General features: G+C 71.1%; 12 protein-coding genes. 2 read left to right on the top strand and 10 right to left on the bottom strand.

Going from position 1 to position 24,714, the window contains the following annotated elements; all coding sequences use genetic code 11:
• The first annotated feature begins 91 nt into the window (after positions 1-91).
• Positions 92-829 carry an ABC transporter ATP-binding protein gene (locus tag ACF073_RS40225; RefSeq protein WP_392076506.1) on the top strand — a complete coding sequence of 246 codons (738 nt, stop codon included), beginning with the start codon at positions 92-94 and terminating at the stop codon, positions 827-829.
• A complete protein-coding gene (locus tag ACF073_RS40220) occupies positions 823-3,279 on the top strand; it encodes an FtsX-like permease family protein (protein ID WP_392076505.1) in 2,457 nt (818 codons plus the stop codon). The genes ACF073_RS40225 and ACF073_RS40220 overlap by 7 nt, the downstream gene beginning before the upstream one ends.
• Positions 3,280-3,511: 232 nt before the next feature.
• On the opposite strand, the gene ACF073_RS40215 is transcribed toward ACF073_RS40220, so the two are convergent.
• The 10 genes from ACF073_RS40215 to ACF073_RS40170 form a co-directional block, all read right to left on the bottom strand.
• Positions 3,512-4,528: a serine hydrolase domain-containing protein gene (locus ACF073_RS40215; RefSeq protein ID WP_392076504.1), complete on the bottom strand. Its 1,017-nt coding sequence runs from the start codon at positions 4,526-4,528 to the stop codon at positions 3,512-3,514.
• Positions 4,521-15,152, bottom strand: a complete 10,632-nt coding sequence (locus tag ACF073_RS40210; protein WP_392076503.1) for an amino acid adenylation domain-containing protein — start codon at positions 15,150-15,152, stop codon at positions 4,521-4,523. The genes ACF073_RS40215 and ACF073_RS40210 overlap by 8 nt, the downstream gene beginning before the upstream one ends.
• Positions 15,130-16,422 carry an MFS transporter gene (locus tag ACF073_RS40205; RefSeq protein WP_392076501.1) on the bottom strand — a complete coding sequence of 431 codons (1,293 nt, stop codon included), beginning with the start codon at positions 16,420-16,422 and terminating at the stop codon, positions 15,130-15,132. The genes ACF073_RS40210 and ACF073_RS40205 overlap by 23 nt, the downstream gene beginning before the upstream one ends.
• Positions 16,419-17,342: a TauD/TfdA family dioxygenase gene (locus tag ACF073_RS40200; RefSeq protein WP_392076500.1), complete on the bottom strand. Its 924-nt coding sequence runs from the start codon at positions 17,340-17,342 to the stop codon at positions 16,419-16,421. The genes ACF073_RS40205 and ACF073_RS40200 overlap by 4 nt, the downstream gene beginning before the upstream one ends.
• Complete coding sequence (locus tag ACF073_RS40195) at positions 17,339-18,109, bottom strand: 4'-phosphopantetheinyl transferase family protein (protein ID WP_392076499.1); 771 nt, start codon at positions 18,107-18,109, stop codon at positions 17,339-17,341. The genes ACF073_RS40200 and ACF073_RS40195 overlap by 4 nt, the downstream gene beginning before the upstream one ends.
• 4 nt (positions 18,110-18,113) lie before the next feature.
• Entirely contained in the window at positions 18,114-19,052 is a 939-nt protein-coding gene (locus tag ACF073_RS40190) for a TauD/TfdA family dioxygenase (RefSeq protein WP_392076498.1), read from the bottom strand.
• 4 nt (positions 19,053-19,056) lie between these two features.
• The gene (locus ACF073_RS40185; RefSeq protein ID WP_392076497.1) at positions 19,057-19,740 is read right to left on the bottom strand and encodes a thioesterase II family protein; all 684 of its coding nucleotides are present in this window, start codon (positions 19,738-19,740) and stop codon (positions 19,057-19,059) included.
• Positions 19,741-19,813: 73 nt separating this feature from the next.
• On the bottom strand, positions 19,814-21,133 hold the full coding sequence (locus tag ACF073_RS40180) for an MFS transporter (RefSeq protein WP_392076496.1): 1,320 nt from the start codon (positions 21,131-21,133) through the stop codon (positions 19,814-19,816).
• The gene (locus tag ACF073_RS40175; RefSeq protein WP_392076495.1) at positions 21,130-22,053 is read right to left on the bottom strand and encodes an ornithine carbamoyltransferase; all 924 of its coding nucleotides are present in this window, start codon (positions 22,051-22,053) and stop codon (positions 21,130-21,132) included. Before ACF073_RS40175 ends, ACF073_RS40180 begins: the two co-directional genes overlap by 4 nt.
• 91 nt (positions 22,054-22,144) lie before the next feature.
• The coding region (locus tag ACF073_RS40170) for a serine hydrolase (RefSeq protein WP_392076494.1) at positions 22,145-24,714 on the bottom strand (2,570 nt) is incomplete at its 5' end.

Below are 24,714 nucleotides of genomic sequence, written 5' to 3'. Positions count from 1 at the left end.
GCCCCGCGAACGGCCGGTACTGCGCCGTTCCACGAAGCTTCCGTCCCGCCGAGGTGTGCGGGATGACCGACACCGACACGAGTTGGAACACATGAGCAACGACGCGATCCGATTGCGCTCCGTGACCCGGCGGTACGGCTCGGGCGGTACGTCCGTCACCGCCCTCGACGAGGTATCGCTCACCTTCCCGAGGGGGACGTTCACCGCCGTGATGGGCCCGTCCGGGTCCGGCAAGTCGACCCTGCTGCAGTGCGCCGCAGGCCTGGACCGGCCCACGTCCGGCTCGGTCACCGTGGGCGACACCGAGCTGACCCGGCTGAGCGAGACCAAGCTGACCCTGCTGCGCCGCGAGCGCATCGGCTTTGTGTTCCAGGCGTTCAACCTGCTGCCCTCGCTGACCGCCGAGCAGAACGTGGCCCTGCCGCTGCGGCTGGCCGGCCGCCGCCCGAAAAAGACACAGGTGCGCGAGGTGCTCGAACAGGTCGGACTCGGCGACCGGTCGCGGCACCGCCCGACGGAGATGTCCGGCGGCCAGCAGCAGCGAGTTGCCCTGGCCCGCGCCCTGATCACCCGCCCCGAAGTGCTGTTCGGCGACGAGCCGACCGGCGCGCTCGACTCGCAGACCAGCCGCGAGGTGCTGACCCTGCTGCGCGGCATGGTCGACCGGGACGGCCAGACGATCATCATGGTCAGCCACGACCCCGTCGCGGCCTCCTACGCTGACCGCCTCGTCTTCCTCGTCGACGGCCGGATCAACGGTGAGTTGATCGGCGCCTCCGCCGAGGACATCGCAGCCCGCATGACCAAGCTCGAGGCGGCGCCGTGCTGAGCACCACCCTGCGCACCCTGCGCACCCGCTGGGTCACCTTCGTCGGCAGCTTCGTCGCCCTCTCCCTGGGCGTGGCGTTGATCGCCGTGATGGGGCTGGCCCTGGCGTCCTCGCTGGACGCTCCCGACCGGGGGCCGGAGCGGTTCGCCGCCGCGCCGGTCGTCGTCAAGGGCCAGGACACCCTTGAGGTGCCCACCTCGATCGGCGACCGCACCCAGAAGCTCGCGCAGCCGCGTGCCGTGCCCGACAACGTGGTCGCGAAGCTGCGGGATCTCGGGACCGTCGTCGAGGATCGGTCGTTCGCCGTGCGGGCCGAGGGCGGGCCCGCCGATCTGGTGGGTCATCCCTGGTCCACGGCGGCCTTCGCGGCGTACCACCTCGACGCGGGACGCGCGCCCGATGCCGCGGACGAGGTCGTCGTCAGCGGTGACTGGGCCCGTCCGGGCACCCGGGTGCGGACCGACGGCGGCACGGTGCGCGTCGTCGGCACCGTGGGCGGGCTCGGCTTCGAGAACGCTGCGTTCTACACCGACGCCCGCGCCGCCGAACTGTCGCCGCGCAGCCTCCAGCTCGTGGTCGACGCCGATGCAGCGGCCGTGCGCGAAGTGGTGCGCGGCAGTGAAGGCGTCCAAGTCCTCACCGGGGACGCGCGCCGGTACGCCGACGCCGACCCCGACCGAGACAGCGAGGCCCTCACCGCGATGAATGCCATGTTCGGCACGGCCGGCGGCGTCACCGGGTTCGTGTCGGTGTTCGTCGTGGCCTCGACCTTCGCGTTCGCGGTGGCCCAGCGGCGCCGCGAGTTCGGACTGCTGCGCACCGCCGGGGCGACGCCGGGCCAGATCCGCCGTATGGTCGTCTACGAGGCGCTCGCGGTCGGTGTGCTCGCCTCAGCCGCCGGCTGTGTGCTCGGTTCCTACGGCGCTCCGAAGCTCGCCGCGTGGGCGGTCGACGAGAACCTTGCGCCCCGCTGGTTCACCATCGGCGACTACACCTGGCCCTACCACATGGCCTTCTGGACGGGCCTGTTCGTGGCCCTGTGCGGGGTGCTGGCCGCGTCCTGGCGGGCCGGGCGCACCGGTCCCACCGAGGCACTGCGCGAGGCATCCGTCGACACCCGGCCGATGACATGGGGCCGCTGGCTGTTCGGTGCGGCCCTGCTGATCACCGCCGCGGTGACGCTGACCCTGGCCCTGGTGACGAACCCGGGCGACCTGCTGCAGCGCAAGACCTATGTGAGCCGGCCGATGCTGCTGATCACCGCGGTCGCGCTGCTCACGCCGGTGCTGGTGCGGCCACTGGCCCGGCTGATCGCCTGGCTGCCAGCCCAACTGCCGGGCGCCGGCGGGATGCTGGTGCGGGAGAACGCCGCCGCCGGGGTCCGCCGTACCGCCGCCGTCGCGGCGCCCGTGCTGGTCACGGTAGCGCTGGCGGGCTCGCTGCTCGGCGCCACCGCCACCCTCAACGAGGCGAAGGCCACCGAGGTGCGCGAGCAGACGGCCGCCGACTTCGTGGTCACTCCGGCGGGCGACGCCGGCTTCGACGAGGCGACGCTGCAGCGGCTTCGGGCCGTGTCCGGTGCCGAGGTCTCGGCGAGTTCGTCGAGCGCCGTGTACGTCCTGGAGGACGGCGTGGCGCTCATCAGGTCCGATGCCAGGGCCGTCGAGCCGGAGCCGCTCGCCGCAACGACCCGTCTCCCGCTCGCCGCGGGGAAGGTGGGCGATCTGGACGACGACTCGATCATCGTCAACGAGGAGTGGGAGAAGCACACCGTGGGCGAGCGGGTGGGCGTGTGGCTCGGTGACGGCACGAGGAAGTCCCTGAAGATCGCTGCGGTCATGACCATCGGCACCGGCAACAACGGCGTCTACGTCACCCCGCGCAACGCCCCCGCGGCGCCCGTCGACCGGGTCGACGTACGCCTCGCGGACGGTGCCAACGTGGGCACCGTGGCCGCCGGTCTGCGTCAGGCGGTGTGGGCGTCGGGCGGGGAGGTGCTCACCAGGGAAGCCTGGGTTCGGGCGACGTACCCCGAGACCAACCGGACGACCCGGATGGGCTTCTTCCTGGTCCTCGGGATCGCTCTCCTCTACACCGGCATCTCGCTGGCCAACACGATGGTCATGGCGACCTCCGACCGGGTCCGCGAGCTTGCCGTGCTGCGGCTGGCCGGCGCCACCAGATGGCAGGTGCTGCGGCTGGTGGGCGCCGAGGCGCTGATGGTGGTCATGGTCGGCGGACTGCTGGGAGCGCTGGTCGCCGGCCTCAACCTGGTGGGCATGTGGAGCGCGCTGGGCCTGCTCTCGGTGTGGACGTCCATCGAGATCCCGTGGGCGACGCTCGCGGCGGCCCTGGGTGCCTGCGCGGTGCTCGCCGTGATCTCGGCGGTCGCTCCGGCCGGCCTCTCCCTGCGCCGTAGGGCGGTGGAGCTGGCGGGCGTACACGAGTGACCTTCTGACCCGGCGCCGAGCGGTCATTCCCCCGTTCCGTCCGGCGCTGCCTCCGCGTCGCGCGACACCCTCGTGGCGCCGGCGCGGACGCATGACGGCGGGGACGCCTTGGGAGGCGTCCCCGCCGTCGGCCTCGTCCGGGTGAGTGGGCGCGGAGCGGAGGGTTCCGCGACGACCGTCCACGGCCACCGCGGGCGCGGCACTCCGTGGAGTGCCGCGCCCGCGGTGCGCGTCAGTGGCTGGCTGTGAGGGCTGCCGTGAGCAGCGACTGGACCGTCGGCGGCACCCGTAGAGTCCCCCGGGTGCGCGGACTCATCATGTACACGGCGCGGCGCTCCAGGTCTTGGGTGGCCCCTATGCCGCTGAGGTAACCGTGGACGACGCCTGCCATGCCCCACACCGTGGTACCGCCGGGCAGGACCATGCTGTCGAGTCCCGCGCCGCAGAAGGCCCGGCCGCCTCTGACATAGGGGACGTCCGGGACCCGAAACATGTGCGCGATGCTTTGCGGGGTAAGGAGTTCACCGCCGAACAGGGCTGCCAGGAACCGGTCGAGATCCGGGACGGACGAGATCATCTCACCTGCGGCACCGTGAATCGTCGGGCTGTGCTCGGTGATGTCGACCCCGTTCTCATACCCACGGATGTGCGGTGCGGGCATGGTGGGGTCGGCGCCCGGCACCGTGGTCGCGGTCAGCCCGAGGGGGCGCAGGATGCGTTCCTCGATCTCCTGCGCGTACGGGCGTCCGGTGAGCGCTTCGACGAGCATCCCGGCCACCACGTAGTTGGCACGGGTGATCTGCTGCCGGGTGCCGGGGGCGAAGGTGAGCGGCTCCCGGAGGGCGAGGTCGATCAGCTGCGCGGGAGTGAAGACGTCGAATCGGTGGCGCAGGAACCAGGGCGTGTCGTTGTAGCGGACGTCGCTGTCGTCGGCCAGCCCGCTGGTGTGGTCCAGGAGCTGACGTACGGTCACGGGTGCCTGGAGCAGCCCGGGCAAGTGGCGCTCGACCGGCTCGTCCGGGGCGATCAGACCGTCGTCGACCAGCCCGAACACGACCGCCGCGACGAAGGTCTTGGTGACTCCGCCGATGCGGAACCTGTGGTCGAGGCCGGCCTGTTCCCCGGTGGTGAGGTCGGCCACCCCGGCCGCCGCCGCCCACGGGCCCTGCGGTCCTTCGACCCGCAGGAGCACCGCGGTGGCCTCGTCGTCCGGGCGCCCGCCCACGGCCTGTTCGAGCGCCTCATTCACCCGACACCACCCGTTCCACAGGTTCGTCCTCGGCGTGCGCCCATGTGGCGATCATCTCCCCGGTGCCGAGGCCGCCGCCCGCCCGGCGGACGGTGTCCGCGATGAAGGTGTTGACCTGTTTGCCGTTCTCTGAGTTGGTCAGCACGATGAGGCCCTCACCGCTGTCGACGCGGGTGAAGGTGCCGACGCGGTAGCCGACAGTGCGGCCACCGTGGCCGTACTCCACCTCGCCTCCGGTGGTGTCGACGACGGTGCCGAGGCCGTAGAAACTGCCGGGATGCCAGACCGTCAACATCTGTTGCGCCAGCGGGCGGCTCAGCAGGGTGCCGGGTTCGCCGAGGTACGCGCGGCGGATCTCCAGCGCCACCTTGGCGAGGTCCTCGGCGCTCGCCCACAGCCCGCCGGCCGCGACCTCGTTGCGGACGCGCCAACGGCCGGGTATCGGGGCACCGTTCGGGTCGTGGCCGACAGCCACCGGGGCCGGTGCGACGCCGGGGTGGTTCTGGTCGAAGCTGCTGTCGGCCATGGCCAGCGGGTCCAGGACGAGACGCCGCATCATCGCTTCGAAGGGCTCTGCGGTGACGTCGAGGAGCAACTGTTCCAGGACCGAGAAGTTGATGTTCGTCTTATTGAAAACGGTGCCGGCCGGGTGCTCGGCCCGCACCGGGGCGTTGGTGGCGGGCGGGCGGCCGGCGAGAATCTCGGGGATCTCCGGCATGGGCTCGGTGGGCAGGTAGTTGGTCGGAGGGACATGGCTGAGGCCCGACTGATGGCTGATCAGCTCGCGCAGAGTGATCCGGGCGCCGTCCGGTACCTGCCACGTGGTGAGGTACTGGTTGATGTCGGCGTCGAGGTTGAGCACACCGTCACCGACGAGCTGGAGCACGGCCAGCATCGTGACGTGCTTGCTCACGGAGGCCACTTGAAAAGCGGTGCGGGAGGTGACCGGTTCGGGGCGGTCGGCGGCCGTCACTCCGTACCCTTCCACGGACACCACATCGCCGCCGCGCAGCAGCGCGATGCTCACCCCGGGGACGTGGTGTACCGCCATGAGCTCCTGGAGTTCCCGCCGGAATGTCCGCGGTAAGACGACGGCCGGGGCCGGCTCAGGGGTCGGGTGCACATCGGTTGTCATGCCGTGTCCTTCCATCAGCGAGTCGACTGCCTCGGCCAGGGCGGCCAAGGTGTCGTACTCGTACAACATCCGCAGGGTCAGCGGCAGACCACGGCGGCGTGCCGCGCCGATCACCCTGATGACCAGCAGGGAGTCCCCGCCGTAGTCGAAGAAGTTGTCGTGCGCACTCACCCGCTCCCGGCCGAGCACCCGGGACCAGATCTCGGCGATCGCCCGCTCGATGGGGGTACTCGGGGCCACGTGGGTACGGTCCCCAGCCGCTTCGGGCGCCGGGAGGGCGGCCCGGTCCGGCTTGCCGTTCACTGTGAGCGGGATGCGTTCGAGGGGGACGAAGAGGGCGGGTACGAAGGAGGCGGGCAGCGTGGCGGCGAGCAAGCGTCGCAGCCGGACCGGCTCGGCGTCCTCGGCCACCACGTAGGCCACCAGCCGCTGGTCGCCCTGGTGGTCCCGCCACGGGACCACCACCGCGTCCCGTACGCCAGGCGCGGCGAGCAGCGCAGCTCTGGTCTCCGCCGGCGCCACCCGCACCCCGTTGATCTTGACCTCGTCGTCCGTCCGCCCGACGTACTGGATCCCGCCGTCCGGCAGCACCCGCGCCAGGTCACCGGTCCGGTAGAGGCGGGCGCCGGGCAGACCGTACGGATCGGGCACGAATCGGTTAGCGGTCAGGTCTGGCCGGCCCGCGTAGCCGCGCGCCAGCCCGTCGCCCCCGATGTAGAGCTCACCGGTCACCCCGACCGGCACCCTGCGCATGTCGGCGTCCAGAACCCGGGCGCCGACGTGCGGGAGGGGACGGCCGATCGGCACCGGCCCCGCGGCGAGGCCGGACGGGACCCGGTACGCGGTGGCGTCGATGGTGCACTCGGTGGGGCCGTAGGTGTTCCACAGCTCCACGCCCGGGCACAACACCTGTAGGCGCGCAGCCAGTTCACCGTCGAGCTGCTCGCCCGCCGAGCACAGCAGCCGCAGCGCCTTACAGGAGCCCCAGCCCTCCGTCTCCACCAGGAGGCGCAGCACCGACGGCACCACCTGCAGCACCGTCACCCGGTGGTCGGCGACGGAACGCAGCAGCGCGGCCGGGTCCCGTTCCGCCCCGGCCGGCGCGAGCACCACCGCACTGCCGCAGACCAGGGGGGCGAACAGCTCCCAGCCGGCCGCGTCGAAGCCGATCGACGTCTTGTGCAGGATGCGGTCGGCCGGGCCGAGGCCGTGTTCACCGACCGCCCAGGAGACCCGGTGCGCGAGCCCCCGGTGCGTGATCTGCACGCCCTTGGGGCGGCCGGTGGAGCCCGAGGTGTAGATGACGTACGCGAGGTGCTCGCCATCGGTCTCCCGGGCAGGCGCCGTGGCCGGGTACGTCTCGAAGGGCACGTCTTCCAGGAACAGGCTTCCCGGGTGGTCCAGCCCCTGAGGGGCATTCTCGCGCCGGGTCAGGAGAAGCCGCGCGCCTGCGTCCGCGAGCATGAACTCCAGCCGGTCGAGGGGCGAGGCGGGGTCCAGCGGGACGTACGCCCCACCCGCCTTCCACACTCCGAGCAGGCAGGCCACCAGGTCCGGTTCCCGGTCCAGGAGCACGCCCACGGGTGACCCGGCGGACACGCCCCGCGCCCGCAGGTGGTGGGCGATGCGATTGGCACGGGCCTCCACCTGTGCGTACGAGACGGTGGACGGGCCGTGGACGAGGGCCGGTGCGTGCGGGGTGCGGGCGGCCTGATCCGCGAAGAGGGCGGGCAGGGTGGGCTGCGGTCCGGTCGGGTACGCCGGGCTGCCGAGTCCTGCGAGCAAGGACCGCTCGTCGGCGGAGAGGAAGACCTCCTCTCCCGCGTCCCCGTCGGGATCGGCCGCCATCGCTTCGAGCACCTGCCGGTACATCGCCCCGATCCGCTGCGCGGCGGCGGGGGTCAGGACGCCGGTGCGGCTGCTCAAGGCGAGGTGTCCGGCGAGCGTCGTCACGGCGAGGTCGAACTCGGTGCCGCCCTCGGCGAGCGTCGGCGCCACGTCCACCAGCTCTTGGTCGACCTGGTGGAAGTCTAGGTAATTGAACGACACGTTGACCAGACGGCGGCCGCCCGCCATGCGCTGCATCTCCGGCATCGGGAAGCGGCGGTGCGGCCACAGCTCCACCTCGCGGTCGAAGGTCGACCGCGCCAGGTCCAGCCAGCTGCCCGTCGTCCGGCAGCGGTCGTGGACGAACGGCACGGTATTGAGGTACATGCCGTGGACCCGGTCCGCGCCCACCGCCTCCGGCCGGGAGTCGCAGACAAGGCCGGAGATGAAAGAACGCTCGCCGGTGAGACCGCTCAGCACCTTGAGGTGGGCGGCGAGCAGCACGCTCTTGAGCGAGACCCTGGCCCGGCTCGCGAGCGTACGCAGTCCGGGCTCCAGGTCGTGGATCGGGATGCGGAGCCTGACCTGGCTCTCCTCCGCCGACCCGTCCGGGTGTCCCCAGCCGGCTGGCAGCGAGAACGTGGGATGGCTCTCGACGATCCCGGCCCAGTAGGCCCGGTCCTCGTCGCAGACCAGGGCTTGCTGCTCGGCCGCGATGAAGTCGGCGTACCGGAGCTGAGGTTCGTCGGCCCGCGCCATGGCCTCGCCCTGGCCGCCGTCACTGAACCGCCAGTAGCAGTTCAGCAGCTCCATCAGCAGGTTGTAGTGGCTCCAGCCCTCGGTGATCGCATGGCAGCGGACCATCGACAGCCACCACGCCCCCTCGCCTTCCAGGTGGGCGGCGAGGCGGAGCAGCGGCGGGGTGGAGAGAGCGAACGGGCGGGAACGCTCGTCGGCCTGGAAGTCGCGCAGGGCCTGCTGGATGTCCAGGGACGTGGCGTCGTGCACGGACACCGGGATCTCGGCGGTCAGGTGCACCAACTGCACCGGCACGGAGAAAGAGTTGAGGTCGAAGGAGGTACGCAGGGCCTCGTGCCGCTCCACGACCGTGCGGGCGGCGGCGATCAGGGCGGCGGGCTCGAAGGGCAGCCCGTCCCGGATCCGGAACGATGTCACGCTGTGATAGCGGCGCAGCCTCTCGTCGGCCATCATCTCGACGACCATGCCGGTCTGGGTCTGCGACATCGGGTACGCATCCACGAGACCGGCCGGCAGCCGCTCACGATCCTCGGCGGCGAGCAGCTCGAACGGCTGCACCGGGGCCAGGACGTCCGCAGGTGCGCGGTCCGCGACGAGGACGGCCAGAGCAGCGACCGTACGGCAGTCGAAGACGTCCCGTACGTCGAGATCGAACCCGGCCGCGCGAAGGGCTCCGACGAGGGCGACGGCACGGATCGAGTCGCCGCCAAGATCGAAGAAGCTGTCCTCGGCTCCGACACGTTCGCGCTCCAGGACCTTGCGCCAGGCGGCGGCGATCTGCTCCTCCGTGCCGGCAAGGGGGGCGACGTAGGTGTCTGTGGCGGCCTCGGTGGGGGCGGGCAGTGCCCGGCGGTCGATCTTGCCGTTGGCGTTGAGGGGCATGGCCTCCAGGGCGGTGAAGGTGGCGGGGATCATGTAGTCGGGCAGCCGGCGGCCGCAGTGTTCGGCGAGGTCGGGCACGTCCTGCTCGTCGGAGACGTAGTAGGCGGCGAGCTGCTTCTCACCGCTCTCCGGCCGGTGGAGGGTGACGAAGGCCTCGCGGACGGCGGGGTGTTCGGCCAGGACGGCCTGGATCTCGCCGGGCTCGACCCGGAAGCCGCTGATCTTGACCTGGTCGTCGAGCCGACCCAGGAACTCCACGGTCCCGTCCTCGCGCCGCCGCACCAGGTCACCGGTGCGGTAGAAGCGAGCGCCCGGCTCGGCGGCGTACGGGTCGGGCAGGAACCGTTCGGCCGTCAGGTCGGGGCGGTTGGCATAGCCGCGGGCCACACCCGTGCCGCCGACATACAACTCACCCGGGACACCCACCGGAACCGGCTGCAGCAGACTGTCCAGGACGTACATCGTCATATTGGGCAGTGGCCTGCCGATCGGCAGCACCTCTGGGTCGGTCTCGGCCGGCACCTCGAAGACGCAGGTGCCGACGGACGCCTCGGTCGGACCGTACTCATTGACCAGCCGCGTCTTCGGGGCCAGAGCACGCCACCGTTCCAGCGTCGCCCGCGAGAACGCCTCGCCCGCGACGACGAGAACCGGGGCGAGTGCGGCGGCATCGGCCGGCGTGAGCTGGTACGCGAGCACATCCAGGTGACGAGGGGTGAGCTTGATGAAGCTGTACGGTGCCCCGGCGGACAGCTGGCTGCCCAGATCGGCCATGTCCACACGCTGGGACACCGTGTGCACCGCCTGCCCCGACACCAGCGGCGCCCACAGGTTGGGCACCACCAGGTCGAACGCCACCGACGAGAACAAGGGCGCGCCACCCGTTCCCCGCGATGCCAACGCACGTGCCGCCCAGGCGACATGGTTGACCAGACCCCGGTGAGTTACCTCCACACCCTTCGGCGTACCGGTCGAGCCGGACGTGAAGATCACATACGCCAGCCGGTCCAGATCATCGTCGGCCCGTGCGGGTGCCGTGGCCGGGAATTCCGCCACGGACAGGGCGGCCTCGTCCAGGAGCACCTTGGCGCCGGCAGTCTCGACGATCGCGGCCACCCGCTCGGCCGGATGTGACGGGTCCACCGGCACATACGCCGCTCCCGCCTTCCACACCCCGAGGAGCGAGGCGACCAGAGCCGGACCCCGGTCCAGCATCACCGCGACCCGCGACTCCGTGCCCACTCCGAGACCGCGCAGCCAGTGCGCGATTCGTTTCGCCTCGGCATCCAGTTCTCCGTACGAGACCGTCACGTTCCCGCTGCGTACCGCCACCTCCTGCGGCGATTTCGCCGCCTGTGCCTCGAACAGCTCCAGCACCGACACCGGTTCCACCTCTGCCGCGGTGTCGTTCCACTCCACCAGCTGACGCCGACGCTCCGGCTCCGGCAGAGGGGACTCCTGCGCCGACCCTTCCGGGTTCGCCGCCATCGACTCCAGCACCGATCTGTACAGCGCCGCCACCCGGGCCGCGTTCGGCCGGCTCAAGGCATGCGTGTTGCTCTTCAGTCCGATGCGCCGGGAGATCGTGGTGACGGCGAGGTCGAATTCCGTCCTCCCGGGTGCCAGCACGCTGTCCAGGTCGACCGCGTCGCTCTCCAAGCGGTCGAAGTCCACATGGTTGAGCAGCACGTCCACCAGTCGCCGCCCGCCCGCCATGCGTTGCATCTCCGGCATGGGAAACCGCCGGTGCGGCCAGAGTTCGGCCTCCTGGGTGAAGGCCTGCGCGACCAGTTCACGCCAGGTGCGGGCCGTCCGTCCGAAGGCGAACGGAACGGTGTTGAGGTGCATGCCGTAGATACGGTCGGCGTCCACCGCCTCCGGCCTGGTGTGCACCACGACGCCGCTGGTGAACTCCGGTTGCTCGGTGAGCGTGCTCAGCACCTTGCCGTGCGCGGCGACCAACACGCTCTTGAGCGAGGCGCCGGCCTCGGCAGCCAGGGTGCGCAGCCCGTCCTCCAGATCGTCGAAGGGCACGGACACCCAGAAGTGCTCGGCGGGCCGGTTGGGCTCACCCCAGCTCTCGGGGAGGGAGAACTTCTGCGGGCCTGCGATCGTCCGCGCCCAGTAGGTGCGGTCCTTGTCGGAGGCCAGGGCGCGCAGTTCCCCGGCGATGGAGTCGGCGAACCTGACACTGGACGGCGTGTAGGGAGCCGGTTCCCGGCCCTCGCGCATCTCCCGGTAGCAGGTGAGCAGTTCCCGGACCAGGGAGTGGTAGCTCCACCCCTCCACGATGCCGTGGAACTCGGTCACCGACAGCCACCATCCGCCGTTCACCAGGTGTGCCGTGAGCCGGAACAGCGGGGGTTCAGCGAGGTCGAAGAGACGGGCCTTCTCCTCCGCGTGAAAGACGTCGAGGCTGCGCTCCACCTCTGCGGCGCCGAGACCGCGCAGGTCACGCACCGCCACGGGCATCTCCGCCGTCGGATGCACCAACTGGACCGGCACCGAGCAAGACGCGAGGTCGAAGGAGGTGCGCAGGACGTCATGCCGTTCGACGACCATCGCAGCGGCCGCGCGCAGCGCGTCGACGTCGAACGAAACCTCGTCGCGCATCCTGGTGGAAGCGACGTTCTGGTAGTTGCTGTGCCGGTCGTGCGCCAGCATGTCGACGACCATGCCTGTTTGCGTCTGTGACATCGGGTACGCGTCGGCCAGCCCGGCCGGCAGCCGCTCACGGTCCTCGTCAGTCATCAGTTCGAACGGCTCCACCGCCGCCCGTACGATGGCCGGCGCACGCCCCGCCACGAGTGCGGCCAGCCCGGTGATCGTGCGGTGATCGAAGACGTCCCGGGCGGCGACGTCGTATCCGGCCGCCCGCAGGGCGCCGACGAGCGCGACCGCCCGGATGGAGTCGCCGCCGAGGTCGAAGAAGCTGTCCTCGACGCTCACTCGGTCCAGGCCGAGCACCTCCTGCCAGACCTCGGCGATGCGCTCCTCGACGACGGTGCGCGGAGCGGCGTACGCCCGGTCGCTGCCCCGGGCGTCCTGGCCGGGCGCGGGCAGGGCACGCTTGTCGAGCTTGCCGTTGGTGGTCAGCGGGAGCCGGTCCAGGGCGACGAAGGCCGCGGGGACCATGTACTCGGGCAGCGAGGCTGCCAGGTAAGCCCGCAGCTCGGCCGGCTTCGGCACGTGATCCACCGGCAGTACGTATGCCACCAGTTGTTCGTCGCGGACGACGACCGCGTCGCGCAACGCGGGATGAGCTCCCAGCGCGCTTTCGATCTCCCCGAGCTCGACGCGGAAGCCGCGAATCTTCACCTGGTCGTCGATCCGGCCGAGGAACTCCAGCTGCCCGTCCGGGAGCCGACGAGCCAGGTCACCACTCCGGTACAGACGGGAGCCCGCGGGACCGAACGGGTCCGGCACGAACCGTTCGGCGGTCAGCTCGGGACGGTTCAGATAGCCGCGGGCCACCCCCGAACCGCCGACATGGATCTCTCCCGGCACCCCGACCGGCACCAACCGGCCGTGGCGGTCCAGCAGATGGAGGGACAGATCATCCAGTGGGCGGCCTATGACACTGCCTGCGCCGGCCGACAGGTCCTGCTCGGTCAGCCGGTGGTAGGTGGTGTGGACCGTGGTCTCGGTGATCCCGTACATGTTCACCAGGGCGACGCGGTCCGGGCTCAGCCGCTCGGTCCACGGCTTCAGCTCCTGGACGTCCAGTTTCTCGCCCGCGAACACCACAGCCCGTACGCGGAGCCGACGCTCCCCCGCGGTCGCGACCAGACCGCGGAAGGCGGACGGCGTCTGGCTGAGAACGGTCACCTCCTCCGCCACCAGCAGGTCCAGGAACTCCTCCGGCGAGCGGGCGACCGTGAACGGCACCACGACCAGCCGTCCGCCGTGCAGCAGCGCACCCCACATCTCGAAAACCGACACATCGAACGCGTACGAATGGAACAGCGACCACACATCGCTCTCGCCGTACGCGAGATGGCGCCGCGCCTGTTCCATCAGTCGCACCACATTGGCGTGCGTGACCGCGACACCCTTGGGCTTCCCCGTCGAACCGGAGGTATAGATCGTGTAGATCAGGTTCTGCGGGCTGCCGTCCACGTCCGGATCGGTGTCCGGCTGGGCGGCGACGAGTTCCGCGTCCCGGTCCAGCAGGACGAGTTCGCCCTCGTACAGGCCCCCCAGGACGCCGGACTGCGCCGATGTGGTCAGCACCACCGGAGCCGCAGTGTCGCGCACCAGGTACGCCAGGCGGTCGGGCGGGTTCGCCGGGTCCAGCGGGACATAGGCAGCTCCGGACTTCAGCACCCCGAGCAGCGCGGGCATCAGCTCGATGCCCCGCTCCAGGCACAGACCGACGAGGTCCTCCGGGCCCATGCCCTTCGCACGCAGCAGATGGGCGACACGGTTGGCACGGGCATTGAGCTCCCCGTACGACAGCGTCTCCCCGGCGAACGAGACCGCCGGGGCATCCGGCGTACGCCGCACCTGCTCCTCGAACAGCTCGTGCACCCGGCGCGTGACGGAACTCGCGCCTTGCGGTCCCGCGACCTCCAGCAGCGCCGTCCGTTCCTCCTCGCCGAGCATGTCCAGCCGCGAAAGCCGGGTCCCCGGCCGGGCTACCGCGGCAGCGAGGATGCGTACGAAATGGCTCAGCATCCGCTCCGCTGTCGCGCGGTCGAACAGCGCCGTCGCAAACTCCAGCCGTGCGGACAGTGCTCCGTCCCGTCCCTCGTTCATCACCAGGGAGAGATCGAACCGCGCCGGAGGAGCCGCGGGCGGGACGGCCGTCATGGAGACGCCCGGCAGTCGGTAGTCGTCGACCGTCTCCTCACGCAAGGTGAACAGTGCTTGGAAGAGCGAGGTGCGCGACCTGTTGCGTTCGGGTTCGAGTTCCGTGACCAACTGGAGAAACGACACATCCTGATGCTCGAAGGCGTCGAGCACGGTGGCGCGGGTGGCGGACAGCAGATCGCAGAAGGCCGGATCGCCGTCGAGGCGGCCGCGCAGGACGAGGCTGGTGATGCCGTAGCCGAAGAGGCGCTGCCACTCCGGGCGGTTCCGTGCCGACAGCAGGGTGCCGACGGCGATGTCGTCCTCGCCGGTGTACCGGGCCAGAAGTACCTGGAAGGCAGTGAGCAACACGGTGAAAGGGGTCGTGTCGTGGCGCTTGGCCAGCTCGCGCACGGCGTCGGCGAGTTCGGCCGGCAGGGCGTGCACGACCGAGTCGCCCCGGTGGTCGCGCACGGCGGGACGTGGCCGGTCCGTCGGGAGGTCGAGCTGGGTCAGGCCGGCCAGTTGCCGTCGCCAGTAGGAGAGATTGCGCTGTCCGATCTCGCCCGCGAGCTGCTCACGCTCCCATACCGCGTAGTCCGCGTACTGGAAGCGGAGCGGCTCCGGGCCCTCCTCCGGCCCCGCCGCGTACAACGCGCTGATGTCCTCCGCGAAGAGGTGCGCCGACCAGGCGTCGCAGGCGATGTGGTGCACAACCACGATCAGCATGTGTTCGTCGGCCGCAAGACGCAGGAGTTGTCCGCGGACCGGCCATTCCCGCTCCAGGTCCATGGGCCGCTCGGAGGCCCGCGCGATACGCTCCCGTACCGCTGCCTCCCGTTCCATGTCGGGGATCCGGGAGAGGTCTTCGACGGGGAGTTCCACCGGGCGCACGGGGTCGATGACCTGGACGGGCTCCGTGCCCTGCCATGCATACCGGGTACGCATGATCTCGTGCCGCGCGAGGAAGCGATCCCAGGCCCGGCCGAGGGCAGGGACGTCGAGAGGGCCCCGCAGCCGCAGGACCAGCGGGACCAGATACTCGGGGCTGTCGGGTTCCAGCCGGTTCAGGAACCACATCTGCTGCTGGCCGTGGGACAGGCGCAGCGGGCCGTTGCGGTCGGCGCGGACCGGATCCCGTCGCTTGTGACCGCGTCTCTTTCCGGCGAGTCTGCGCCTGAGCAGTTCGGCGCGGAGGTCATCCCGGTCACTGTGCGCGCTCGTGCCCATGCTCGGTCTCCCTTGTCTCGGTGGACGTGGCGGTCGTGGCGGCGTGTTCGTCCCGCAGCGCCGGTGTGGTCGCCGCGGCCATGGCCAGTGCCGACATGGCGCCGCCGATCAGCAGAAAGACGAGGGCCGCGTCCCAGGAGGAGAGCGCCAGACCCCCGAGCAGGACGCCCAGCACATTGGCTCCGGTGGCGATGACGTGCGAGGTGCCCGCGACCCGGCCCTGGAGGGCGTCGGGGGTGGTGCGGACCTGGTACACGGCGGCGGCGACATTGAATACGCCTGTGATGTATCCCGTCCCGGCGAACAGGACGCCGAGTACGAGTGGCCGTGGGGCGAGGGCCATGAGGGTGATCAGGGCCGCCCAGCCGTACAGTCCGCCGACAAGGACTGTACGGAGGCTGATCCTGCGCTGCCACCAGTTTCCGCTCAGAGCCCCGGCGATGCCGCCGATTCCACCCGCGGCCACGAGGACGGCGACGGCGCTCTGCGGTCGGCCCTCCTCCTTGACGAGCACGAAGAGGGCGAGCGGCAGCACCTGCAGCAGAAGATTGCTGCCGGCGACGAAGGCGAGGGCCGTGCGGAGGAACCGCTGCCCCCACAGCCAGCGCAGTCCCTCCGCGAGTTCGGTGCGCAGGGACTTCTTCGGCGCCTTGCGCTGCTGCTGGAAGTTCTTGCGGATCAGCAGCAGGCTGCCGAGCGAAGCGAGTCCAGCCGCCGCCGAGAAGAGAAAGGGGGCCCAGCGGGCCGCGCTCTGCAGCAGTACGCCGCCGGGCTGGCCGAGCAGCACGGCAGCGCGCCCGCGCGCCTCGTTCTGCGAGAGGGCGGCCGCCAGTTGGCCCGCGGGGACGACGTTGCGTACGGCTCCGCGCTCGGCGAGGCGGTACAGGATGGCGAGGCTGGTCTCGAGGAATGCAACCGTGGCCAGCTGGACCGCGGAGAACCGGCCGGTGGCGAGCGTGACGACGACGCTGCCGAGCGCCACGGCCCGTGCCCCTTCGCAGACCATCATCAGCCGTCGCCGGTCCCCGCGGTCGACGAGGACTCCGGCGGGCAGCTGCAGCAGGAGCAGCGGCAGCAGAGCGGCGAACGACACCGCCGACATCACAAGCGGTGAGTCGGTGTGCCAGAGCACGATCAGCGGATACGAGACCCCCGTGATCCTGGTGCCCAGGAGGGACATGGCGGCACCGGACCACAGCAGCAGGAAGTCTCGGTTCCGCCGCAGAGGGGCCGGGCCGTCTGCTGTCACCTCATGCGCACCGGCTGTCATCCGTCCCATGGTTCGGCCATGGCGACGGCCACCTTGCGGGGGCCGGTGAACGGTTCGCGGCCGTGCGCGACCAGCATGTTGTCGACGACGAGCACGTCGTCGCGCTGCCAGTCGAAGCGGGTGGACGCGGCCCGGTAGGCGGCCCGCAGATGGTCCATCACCTCGTCGGGAATGCGGCCACCGTCGCCGTAGTACGCATTGGTGGGCAGGTCCTCCTCGGCGTAGATCTCCCGCAAGCCCTCCTGGACCTCCGGGGCGAGCGTTGTGACGTGGAAGAACGTGGCGTGGTTGAACCAGACGCGGCTGCCGCTCGCGGGGTGGGTGTGCACGGCCCGGCGTACGGCGGCGGTACGCAGTCCGCCGTCCGGCCGCCAGTGCGGTTCGATGCCCTTGCCACGGCAGTACTCCTCGACGGCGGCCCGGTCCTGGGTTCCGAACGCCTCCTGCCACGGCACGCCGAACTCGGCGTGGAAGTTGCGGACGACCTGCCAGCCTCTGCGCTCGAACTCCTCCCGTACGCCGCGGTCGATGCGCCGGTAGACCTCGCGGATGTCGGCGAGCGGGGTGGCGCCCAGTGTGTGCGCGGGCTCGATGCAGTAGAAGTACAGGGTGTTCGGCCAGGTCGCCTGGTACGAGTTCTCGTTGTGCAGGAAGATCTCCTCGTCGGCCGGATAGTCCGTAGACGTGTAGACCTGTCCCTTGATGGTGGAGCGCGGCGAGGAACGCTCGGCGTAGCGCAGCGGGGCACTGCCGGAGAAGGCGCGCACCACGCCTTCGAACCCGTCGACGCCTCCGACCTCGAAGCCGCGCAGCAGGATCGCCCCGCTCTCGCCGAGGACGGTCCGCAGCTTCTCGCGGTGAGCGGCGATGTACTCGTGCACCGTGGTGCCCGGCTCTGCGGTGAACTCGATCGCGTTCATGCGACCAGCACTCCTGTCTCCATGCTGGGAACCAGCTCCTCGTACCGGTGGATCTCTACGGGACCGGCAGCGGCGCCTGCCTCACGGGCCAGTGCTGCGAACAGCCCGTCGGCCATCGGCAGGTCCTGCACGAGCCACGTGTCGGGGCTGTTCGGTTCGGTGTGGTCGACCAGCACCGGGCCGTCCTGGCAGGCCTGTACGTCGACTGCCCTCAGATCCGTGACGATGCCGACGCCGATCGCCTTCACCACCGCTTCCTTCCGGGTCCAGCAGCGGAAGAAGGCGCGGGTGCGCGCGCTCTCGTCGGGCCGGGAGCAGACATGTGCCAGCTCCGGGGCGCTCATCACGAGTTCGGACGCGCCGTCGACGTCCAGGCTGCGGTCGCCTTCCAGGTCGACGCCGACCCGATGGCCGGCGACCACGGCGAGCAGCCAGTGCGGTCCGGAGCGCGAGAGGTTGAACTCGAGGCCGGTGGGCGGCCACTCGATCCGGGGCCGGCCGTGCCGCGGGTGGGCACAGCGCGGGCATGGACGTCTGCCGAGGACCACCTCGCGCGGCGGCACGGCGAGGTAGTGGGAGAGCACCCGGCGCAGCGCCGCGTGCGCGGCCGCGTAGCGCACCGCGGCCGGGTTCGGCAGACGGCGGACCTTGTGCCGTTCTGCCTCCGACAGCAGGTCGGTGTCGCCCGGTGCGAGCGCGTCGGGGGCCCAGCCCCGCCAGATGTGGACCGCGTTGCGGTCCCTGAGCCGTTCGTATGCGGTGGTCATCGCCTCAGTCCGACATCGCGACCAGGACCCGGCGCTCGCCGGTGAAGGGGCGGCGGCCATGGGCCAGCAGGACGTTGTCGATCACCAGCAGGTCCCCGGTGCGCCAGTCGACGTCGACGGCGTGCTCCAGGCCACGGTCGCGGATCTGCTCGACGTACCTGGCCGGGATGGGGCTGCCGTCGGCGAAGGTGACGTTCTGTGGCAGGTCGTCCTCGGGCATGATCTGTGCCAGGGCGGCCGCGGTGTCGTCGCCGAGGCCGGCCGGGTGCCACTGGTCGGACTGGTTGAACCACACCTCCGTGCCGGTGAGCGGATGGCGGGTGGTGGCCGGGCGCACCGAGGAGACGCGCAGCCCGCCGTCGGCCCGCCACTCCCAGGTGGCGCCGGTCGGGTCGAGGAACGCCTCCACGTCGGCGCGGCTGTTCGTCTCGAAGGTGTCCTGCCAGCTCTTGCCCAGGCCATAGCCGTCGTGCAGGTTCTGCACATAGCGCACGCCGCCCGCGAAGGCCTCGCGCACCTCGGCGTCCAGGGAGTTCAGCCAGAGCGCCGCGTCCACCACCGGGGTGGCGCCGCCGCTGCCCGGCCGGATCTGGCAGTAGAAGGCGAGGCGGGCCGGCCAGGCGTGGGCGTAGCTCATCTCGTTGTGCATCGAGATGGTGAACTCCTGCGGGTACTCGGTCGAGGTGTAGACGTTGCTGCCGACCTTGGTGCGCGGCGAGTTGCCGTGCACATAGGCGAGCCGGTTGGGCAGCAGCAGGTCCAGTACCTCGTCCAGATGGTCGGGAGTGACCCCGAAGCCGCGGAAGACCAGGCCCTTCTCCTCCGTCAGCAGCCGGGTCAGCTCCTGCGGCCCCATGTCCTTGAGACGGGTGACGAGTTCGCCGGCGTCACCGCCGAACTCGGCCTCGATCTCCAGCGGGGTCCAGATGTCGGTCCGTGTCATCAGTTCATGCCTCCAGATCCTTGGTGATGTCGGCGACCAGCTCCGCCTCCCGGGGTGCGAGGTAGAAGTGGTCGCCCGGGTAGGTGCGCAGGGCGAAGTCACCGGCCCGGGTCAGCTCGGACCAGGCCTTTACGGAGTCGGGGTCGCAGCCGGGGTCCTGGAGCCCGAGACACGCGGTGATCGGGGCCTGCGTCGGCACGGGCGGTGACGCGGGGCGGTAGTTCTCGACAAGCCGGTAGTCGGCGCGCAGCGCCGGCAGCAGCAGTTCGCGCAGCTCGGGGATGTCGTACGCCTCCGAGCCCAGCGAGCCCAGCCGGCGTACCCCGGCGAGCAGTTCGTCGTCGCCGCGCAGGTGCAGGCCCGTGCGGCGGAACCGGTGGGGCGCCGAGCGGGCCGAGACGATCAGCCGGCGCGGCACGACCCCGTGCCTGCGCTCCAGCCGCATGGCGGTCTCGTAGGCGACGGTCGAGCCCATGCTGTGCCCGAACAGGGCGAGCGGGCGGTCGAGGCGGGGCAGCAGTGCGGCGGTGACGGCGTCGGCGAGCTCGGCCATGTCCTCGGCGAATGGCTCGGACAGCCGCTCCTGACGGCCCGGGTAGCGGACTGCGAGCAGTTCCACGTCCTTGGGCAGCAGTGCCGCCCAGCCGTGGAAGAGCTGGGCGGTTCCGCCCGCGTGCGGGAAGCACAACAGCCGAATCCGGGGCTCCCGGCCGGACGCGGCCGGGTAAGTCCTGAGCCACGGGTCCCCCCACCCGGACCGCTCAGCCACCCGTGGCACTGCCGGTGCCCGTGTCGGTCCTGTCATCCGTGATCTCTCCCTTCAAGTCCGGCGCCAGGACGGCGAACAGGGCAAGTACGGCCATGGCGGCGGCGATCGCGCGGACCGTGGTCTCGGCGCCCCAGTCCGCGAGGAGCAGACCTGCCGCGAACGAGCCGAGTGCGTTGGTCCCGGAGCCGATGAGTCCGGCCGTCGCGGCGACCCTGCCCTGGAGCGCGTCGGGGGTGGTGCGGACCTGGTAGACGGACGCGCCGACGTTGAACACCGCGCCAACGAACCCGGTGCCGGCGTACAGCGCGCCCAGCAGCACAGGCTCGCTGGTGAAGCCCATGGTGCCGATCAGCAGCGCCCAGGCCACGGCCCCGCCGATGAGCAGCGTGCGCTGGCGCATCCGGCGCTGAATCCGGCCGCCCGCGAGTGCTCCGCACAGGCCGCCGACGCCGCCGATGCCCACGACGACAGCGAGGGTCGCCGAAGGCAGCCCTGCCTCCTTGATCCGCAGGATCAGGGCGAGGGCCAGCATCTGGAACAGCACGTTGGTGCCGGCGACGTACCCGAGCGCCGCGCGCAGGAACCGCTGCCGCCACAGCCAGCGCATCCCCTCCGCGACCTCCGTCACCATCCGGCGCCCGCCGGTGTCGTCAGCGCGTTCCTGCTGGAAGTCCTTGTGGATCAGCAACAGGGAGAAAAGCGAGACCAGATAGCCGAGCGCGCCGAACCCGAACGGCAGCCAGCGGGCCGCCGACTGCAGCAGCACCCCGCCGGGCTGGCCGAGCAGCCCGGCCGCCCGTCCGCGCGCCTCGTTCTGCGCGAGAGCGGTCGGCAGGTGCGCCGGATGCACGATGTTGCGTACGGCGCCCCGTTCGGCAAGCCGGTAGAACACCGCGAGGGACGCCTCGACGAAGGCCGAGGCCGCCAGGTGCGCCACCGTCATCCGGCCCGCTGCAAGGGCGAGCGCGACGCTGCCGACCGCGACCAGCCGGCCCGCCTCGCATACCAGCATCAGCCGCCGACGATCCCAGCGGTCCACCAGCGCGCCGGCCGGCAACTGCACCAGCAGCAACGGCAGCAGGGCCGCGGTGGACACCACAGACATAGCTAGCGGGGAGCCTGTGTGCCACAGCACGATCAGCGGGTAGGCGACTGCCGTGACCCGGGCGGCGAGAAAGGACAGGCTGGCCCCCGACCACAGCAGCAGAAAGTCCCGGTTGCGGCGCAGCGGACGATCCGGGCCCGCCTCCTCGGCCGTCGTGGAGCCGGCGGCGGGCCCGCCGCCGGTCTCGGCGTCCCCGACGAGTGTCATGCCCGGAACCACTCCAGGACCGCCATCGCGCTGTGCATCTTGTTCTCGGCCTGCGCGAAGGCGATGCTCGCGGGGCCATCGAGGACCTCGGCGGTGACCTCGTCGCCCCGGTGCGCAGGCAGGTCGTGCATGAAGACGGCCTTGGGACTGGTCTCCCAGAGCGCCTCGGTCACCTGGAACGGGGCGAAGACCGTGCGCCAGTCCGGGTCGGGTTTGCTGGTGCCGGTGGTCTGCCAGCGCGTGGTGTAGACGACGTCCAGGTCGGCGGGCAGCTCGTTCATGTGGTGGCACTCGCGGAACACCGCCCCATACCGTGCGGCCTGCTCGGCTGCGCGCTCGCGGTAGGAGGGGGCCAGGCCGTAGCCGGGCGGAGTGCGTAGTTCGAACTCGACGCCGGGGAAGCGGGTCAGGGCGAGGGACAGCGCGGAGGCGGTGTTGTTGCCCTCGCCGACGTAGAGCACGCGCAACCCCTCGATCCGCCCGAACTGCCTGCGCATCGTGGTCAGGTCGGTGAGTGCCTGGGTGGGGTGCTCGTCGGCGCTCATTGCGTTGATCACGGCCATCCGGTCCTGGGCGGCCCAAGCGCGCATCTCCGCGGGGTCGCCCGCAGTGCGGGCGACCAGGACGTCGAGCATGCGGGACATCACCCGGCCGGTGTCCTCACTGGTCTCACCGGTGTTGAGCTGAAGGTCGTCGGGGCCGTACGCGATGATCTGCGCGCCCAGACGCAGTGCGCCGCTGGAGAAGGCGGTGCGGGTACGGGTGGAGGTCTTGCTGAAGTAGACGCCCACGACATTCCCGGCAAGCGGAGCGGGGTGGCCCGCGGTGCCGGCCGAGAACGCCGCCCCCCGGTCGACCAGGGCGCGCAGGTCCGCGTCGTCGAGGTCGTTGATAGAGATCAGATGCCGTACGGATGCCACGGATTCCTCCTCTTCCTTCGAGGGTGTAGGCGTGCCGACAGTGACGTGCAGTGTGGTGCGCGGGCCATGCGATCCGTACGGGGAGCGGGGATCACGCCTGTTCCTCGCCGGTGACGGCCGGTATGAGGACCGCCGGGAGCCCGTCGCCGCCCTCGGCGGTGCGCCAGTCGTAGGCCAGGCGGCCGCTGCCGAAACCGGCATGGATGCGGCCCAGTTCGGCTGCCAGGTGCTTGACGACGGTCATGCCGGAGTCGGCATTGGTCAGGGCGACGAATCCGGTGCCGCCGTGCAGGAGGCTGATCGCCATGTTCCGGTATCCCGAGGGCTCGCCGCCGTGCCCGAACTCCAGGTCGTCGCCGCTGTCGTCGACGATGGTCCCGAGCCCGTAGAACGTGCCGGTCTCGCCCGCCAGCAGCTCCCGGGCCAGGGCCTGAGGGATCAGTGCGCCCGGGGCACCGAGAAGAGCGTCCCGCACCGCGACCGCGAACCGGGCCGTGTCCGCCGCCGTTGTCCACAGCCCCGCAGCGGCAAGGTGGGCGCGTGCGCGCCAGCCGCCCTTGAGCGGGGCGCCGTGGGCGTCGTGGCCGAGGGCCACGGGCAGGCCTGCGGTGTGCGGGTGACCCTGGTCGAAGCTGCTGTCGGCGAGGCCGAGCGGGTCCAGCACCAGGCGCCGCATCAGTGGCTCGAACGGCTCACCTGTGACGTCCTCCAGCACCTGCTGGACCACCCAGTAGTGGGTGCTGCTCTTGCGGAACACGTCCCCCGGCGGCAGCTCGCGGCGCACCCGCGGGGTGGTTACCGGTGGCCTGCCCTCCAGCAGGTCGAGCAGGCTCGGTACCGGCTCACCGGGACGGCATCTGAAGCCGCGGTACTGGGCGAGCCCGGCGCGGTGTCCGAGCAGCATCCGCAGGGTGACACGACCCGGAGTGTCCGGTGTCTCCTCGAGGTGCCAGGAGCTCAGGTAGTCCTCGATGTCGACGTCCAGCTCGACGATTCCCCGGTCCACCAGACACAGCACACCCAGCGCGGTGACGTGCTTGCTGAGGGAGCCGACCTGGAACAGCGTCCGATCCGTCACCGCCGCGTCGCTGCTGGCCGCCAGCACGCCGTGGCCCTCGACGGCCGCCACGGCGCCGTCGCGGATAACGGCGAGCGCGACACCGGGCACGTGATGCTCGGTCATGACGGCGTCGATGTCCTCGACGAGTCCACCCGTCGCAGTGGGGGCCTGGTCCCGCGGCGCGGTGGCGAGCAGCGCGGCGGCTTGCGTCACCGCCTCGCTCGTCTGCTCCGCGCCGTCCCCGCCGACCTGCCGGAGCAGCTGCGCCAGCAACTCGGCGGGCACCTTGACCGTGCCTGAGGCCACGGCCTGCGGCCGTACGTCGTCCGCGTCCGCGTCCGCGTCCGCGTCCGCGTCCACCGCCGCCGCCAGGTCGATCAGGGTGTCGTGCTGGTACATGCGGTAGATCGAGACCGCCAGGCCGGCGGCACGGGCCGCGGCCAGGACCTTGATCATGAGCAGAGAGTGGCCGCCGAGGTCGAAGAAGCGGTCGTGGATGCCGATCTGCTCGACGCCGAGGACCTCGGACCAGATGGCGGCCAGCGCCTTCTCCGTCGGCGTGCGGGGTGGCACATGGTCCGTGCCGGTGCGCAGCGCACCCCGGTCGGGCACCGGCAGGGCACGCCGGTCGACCTTGCCGTTGGCGTTCAGCGGCAAGGCGTCCAGGGCCACAAAGGCCGCGGGCACCATGTAGTCGGGCAGGCGCACCGCGCAGTGCTCGGCCAGGGCCTCGGGCTCCATGCCCGCCTCGCCCGCCGCCGTCCAGTACGCCACCAGGCGGCGGTCGCCCGGAATCGGCTCGTGGACGGTGAGGAACGCCTCGCGGACCGCGGGGTGTTCGGTGAGGACGGCCTGGATCTCGCCGAGTTCGACGCGGTAGCCGCGGATCTTGACCTGGTCGTCGATACGGCCGAGGAACTCCACGGCACCGTCGGGGAGCTGACGGACCAGGTCGCCGGTGCGGTACAGACGGGCGCCCGGCTCATCACCGTACGGGTCGGGCAGAAAGCGTTCCGCGGTCAGGTCGGGGCGGCCCGCGTACCCACGCGCCACACCCGTGCCGCCGACATACAGCTCACCCGGCACACTCACCGGAGCCGGACGCATCCCCGAATCCAGCACGTACGTCCGCATGTTCGGCAACGGACGCCCGATCGGGACCACCTCGTGGCCGACCGGCTCCGTCACCGGGAAGACCGTGGAGCCGACGGACGCCTCGGTCGGACCGTACTCGTTGATCAGGCGCCCGGGGCCGAGGATGTCCAGCGACCGGTCCGCCGTGGTGCCGGGCAGCGCCTCGCCCGCCACCACCAGCACAGCCGCCAGCTCTTCCGCCTGCTCGGTGGTGAGCTGCTCGGCGAGCATGTCCAGGTGGCCCGGGGTCAGCTTGACGAAGCTGTACGGCGCCTCGGCCAGCAGCGCACGGCCCAGTTGCCCGGGCTCGGTGTCCTGGGGTACCGCGAACACCCGTTGCCCGGTGACCAGCGGTGCCCACAGATTGGGCACGACCAGGTCGAAGGCGACCGAGGAGAACAGCGGGGCACCTCCGGTGCCGCGCGCGGCGAGTTCACGGGCCGCCCAGGCCACATGGTTGACCAGAC

Source organism: Streptomyces sp. NPDC015171 (assembly GCF_043079545.1).
In the GTDB taxonomy this organism is placed as follows: Bacteria; Actinomycetota; Actinomycetes; order Streptomycetales; family Streptomycetaceae; genus Streptomyces.
This window is presented reverse-complemented; position numbering and strand designations above follow the sequence as displayed.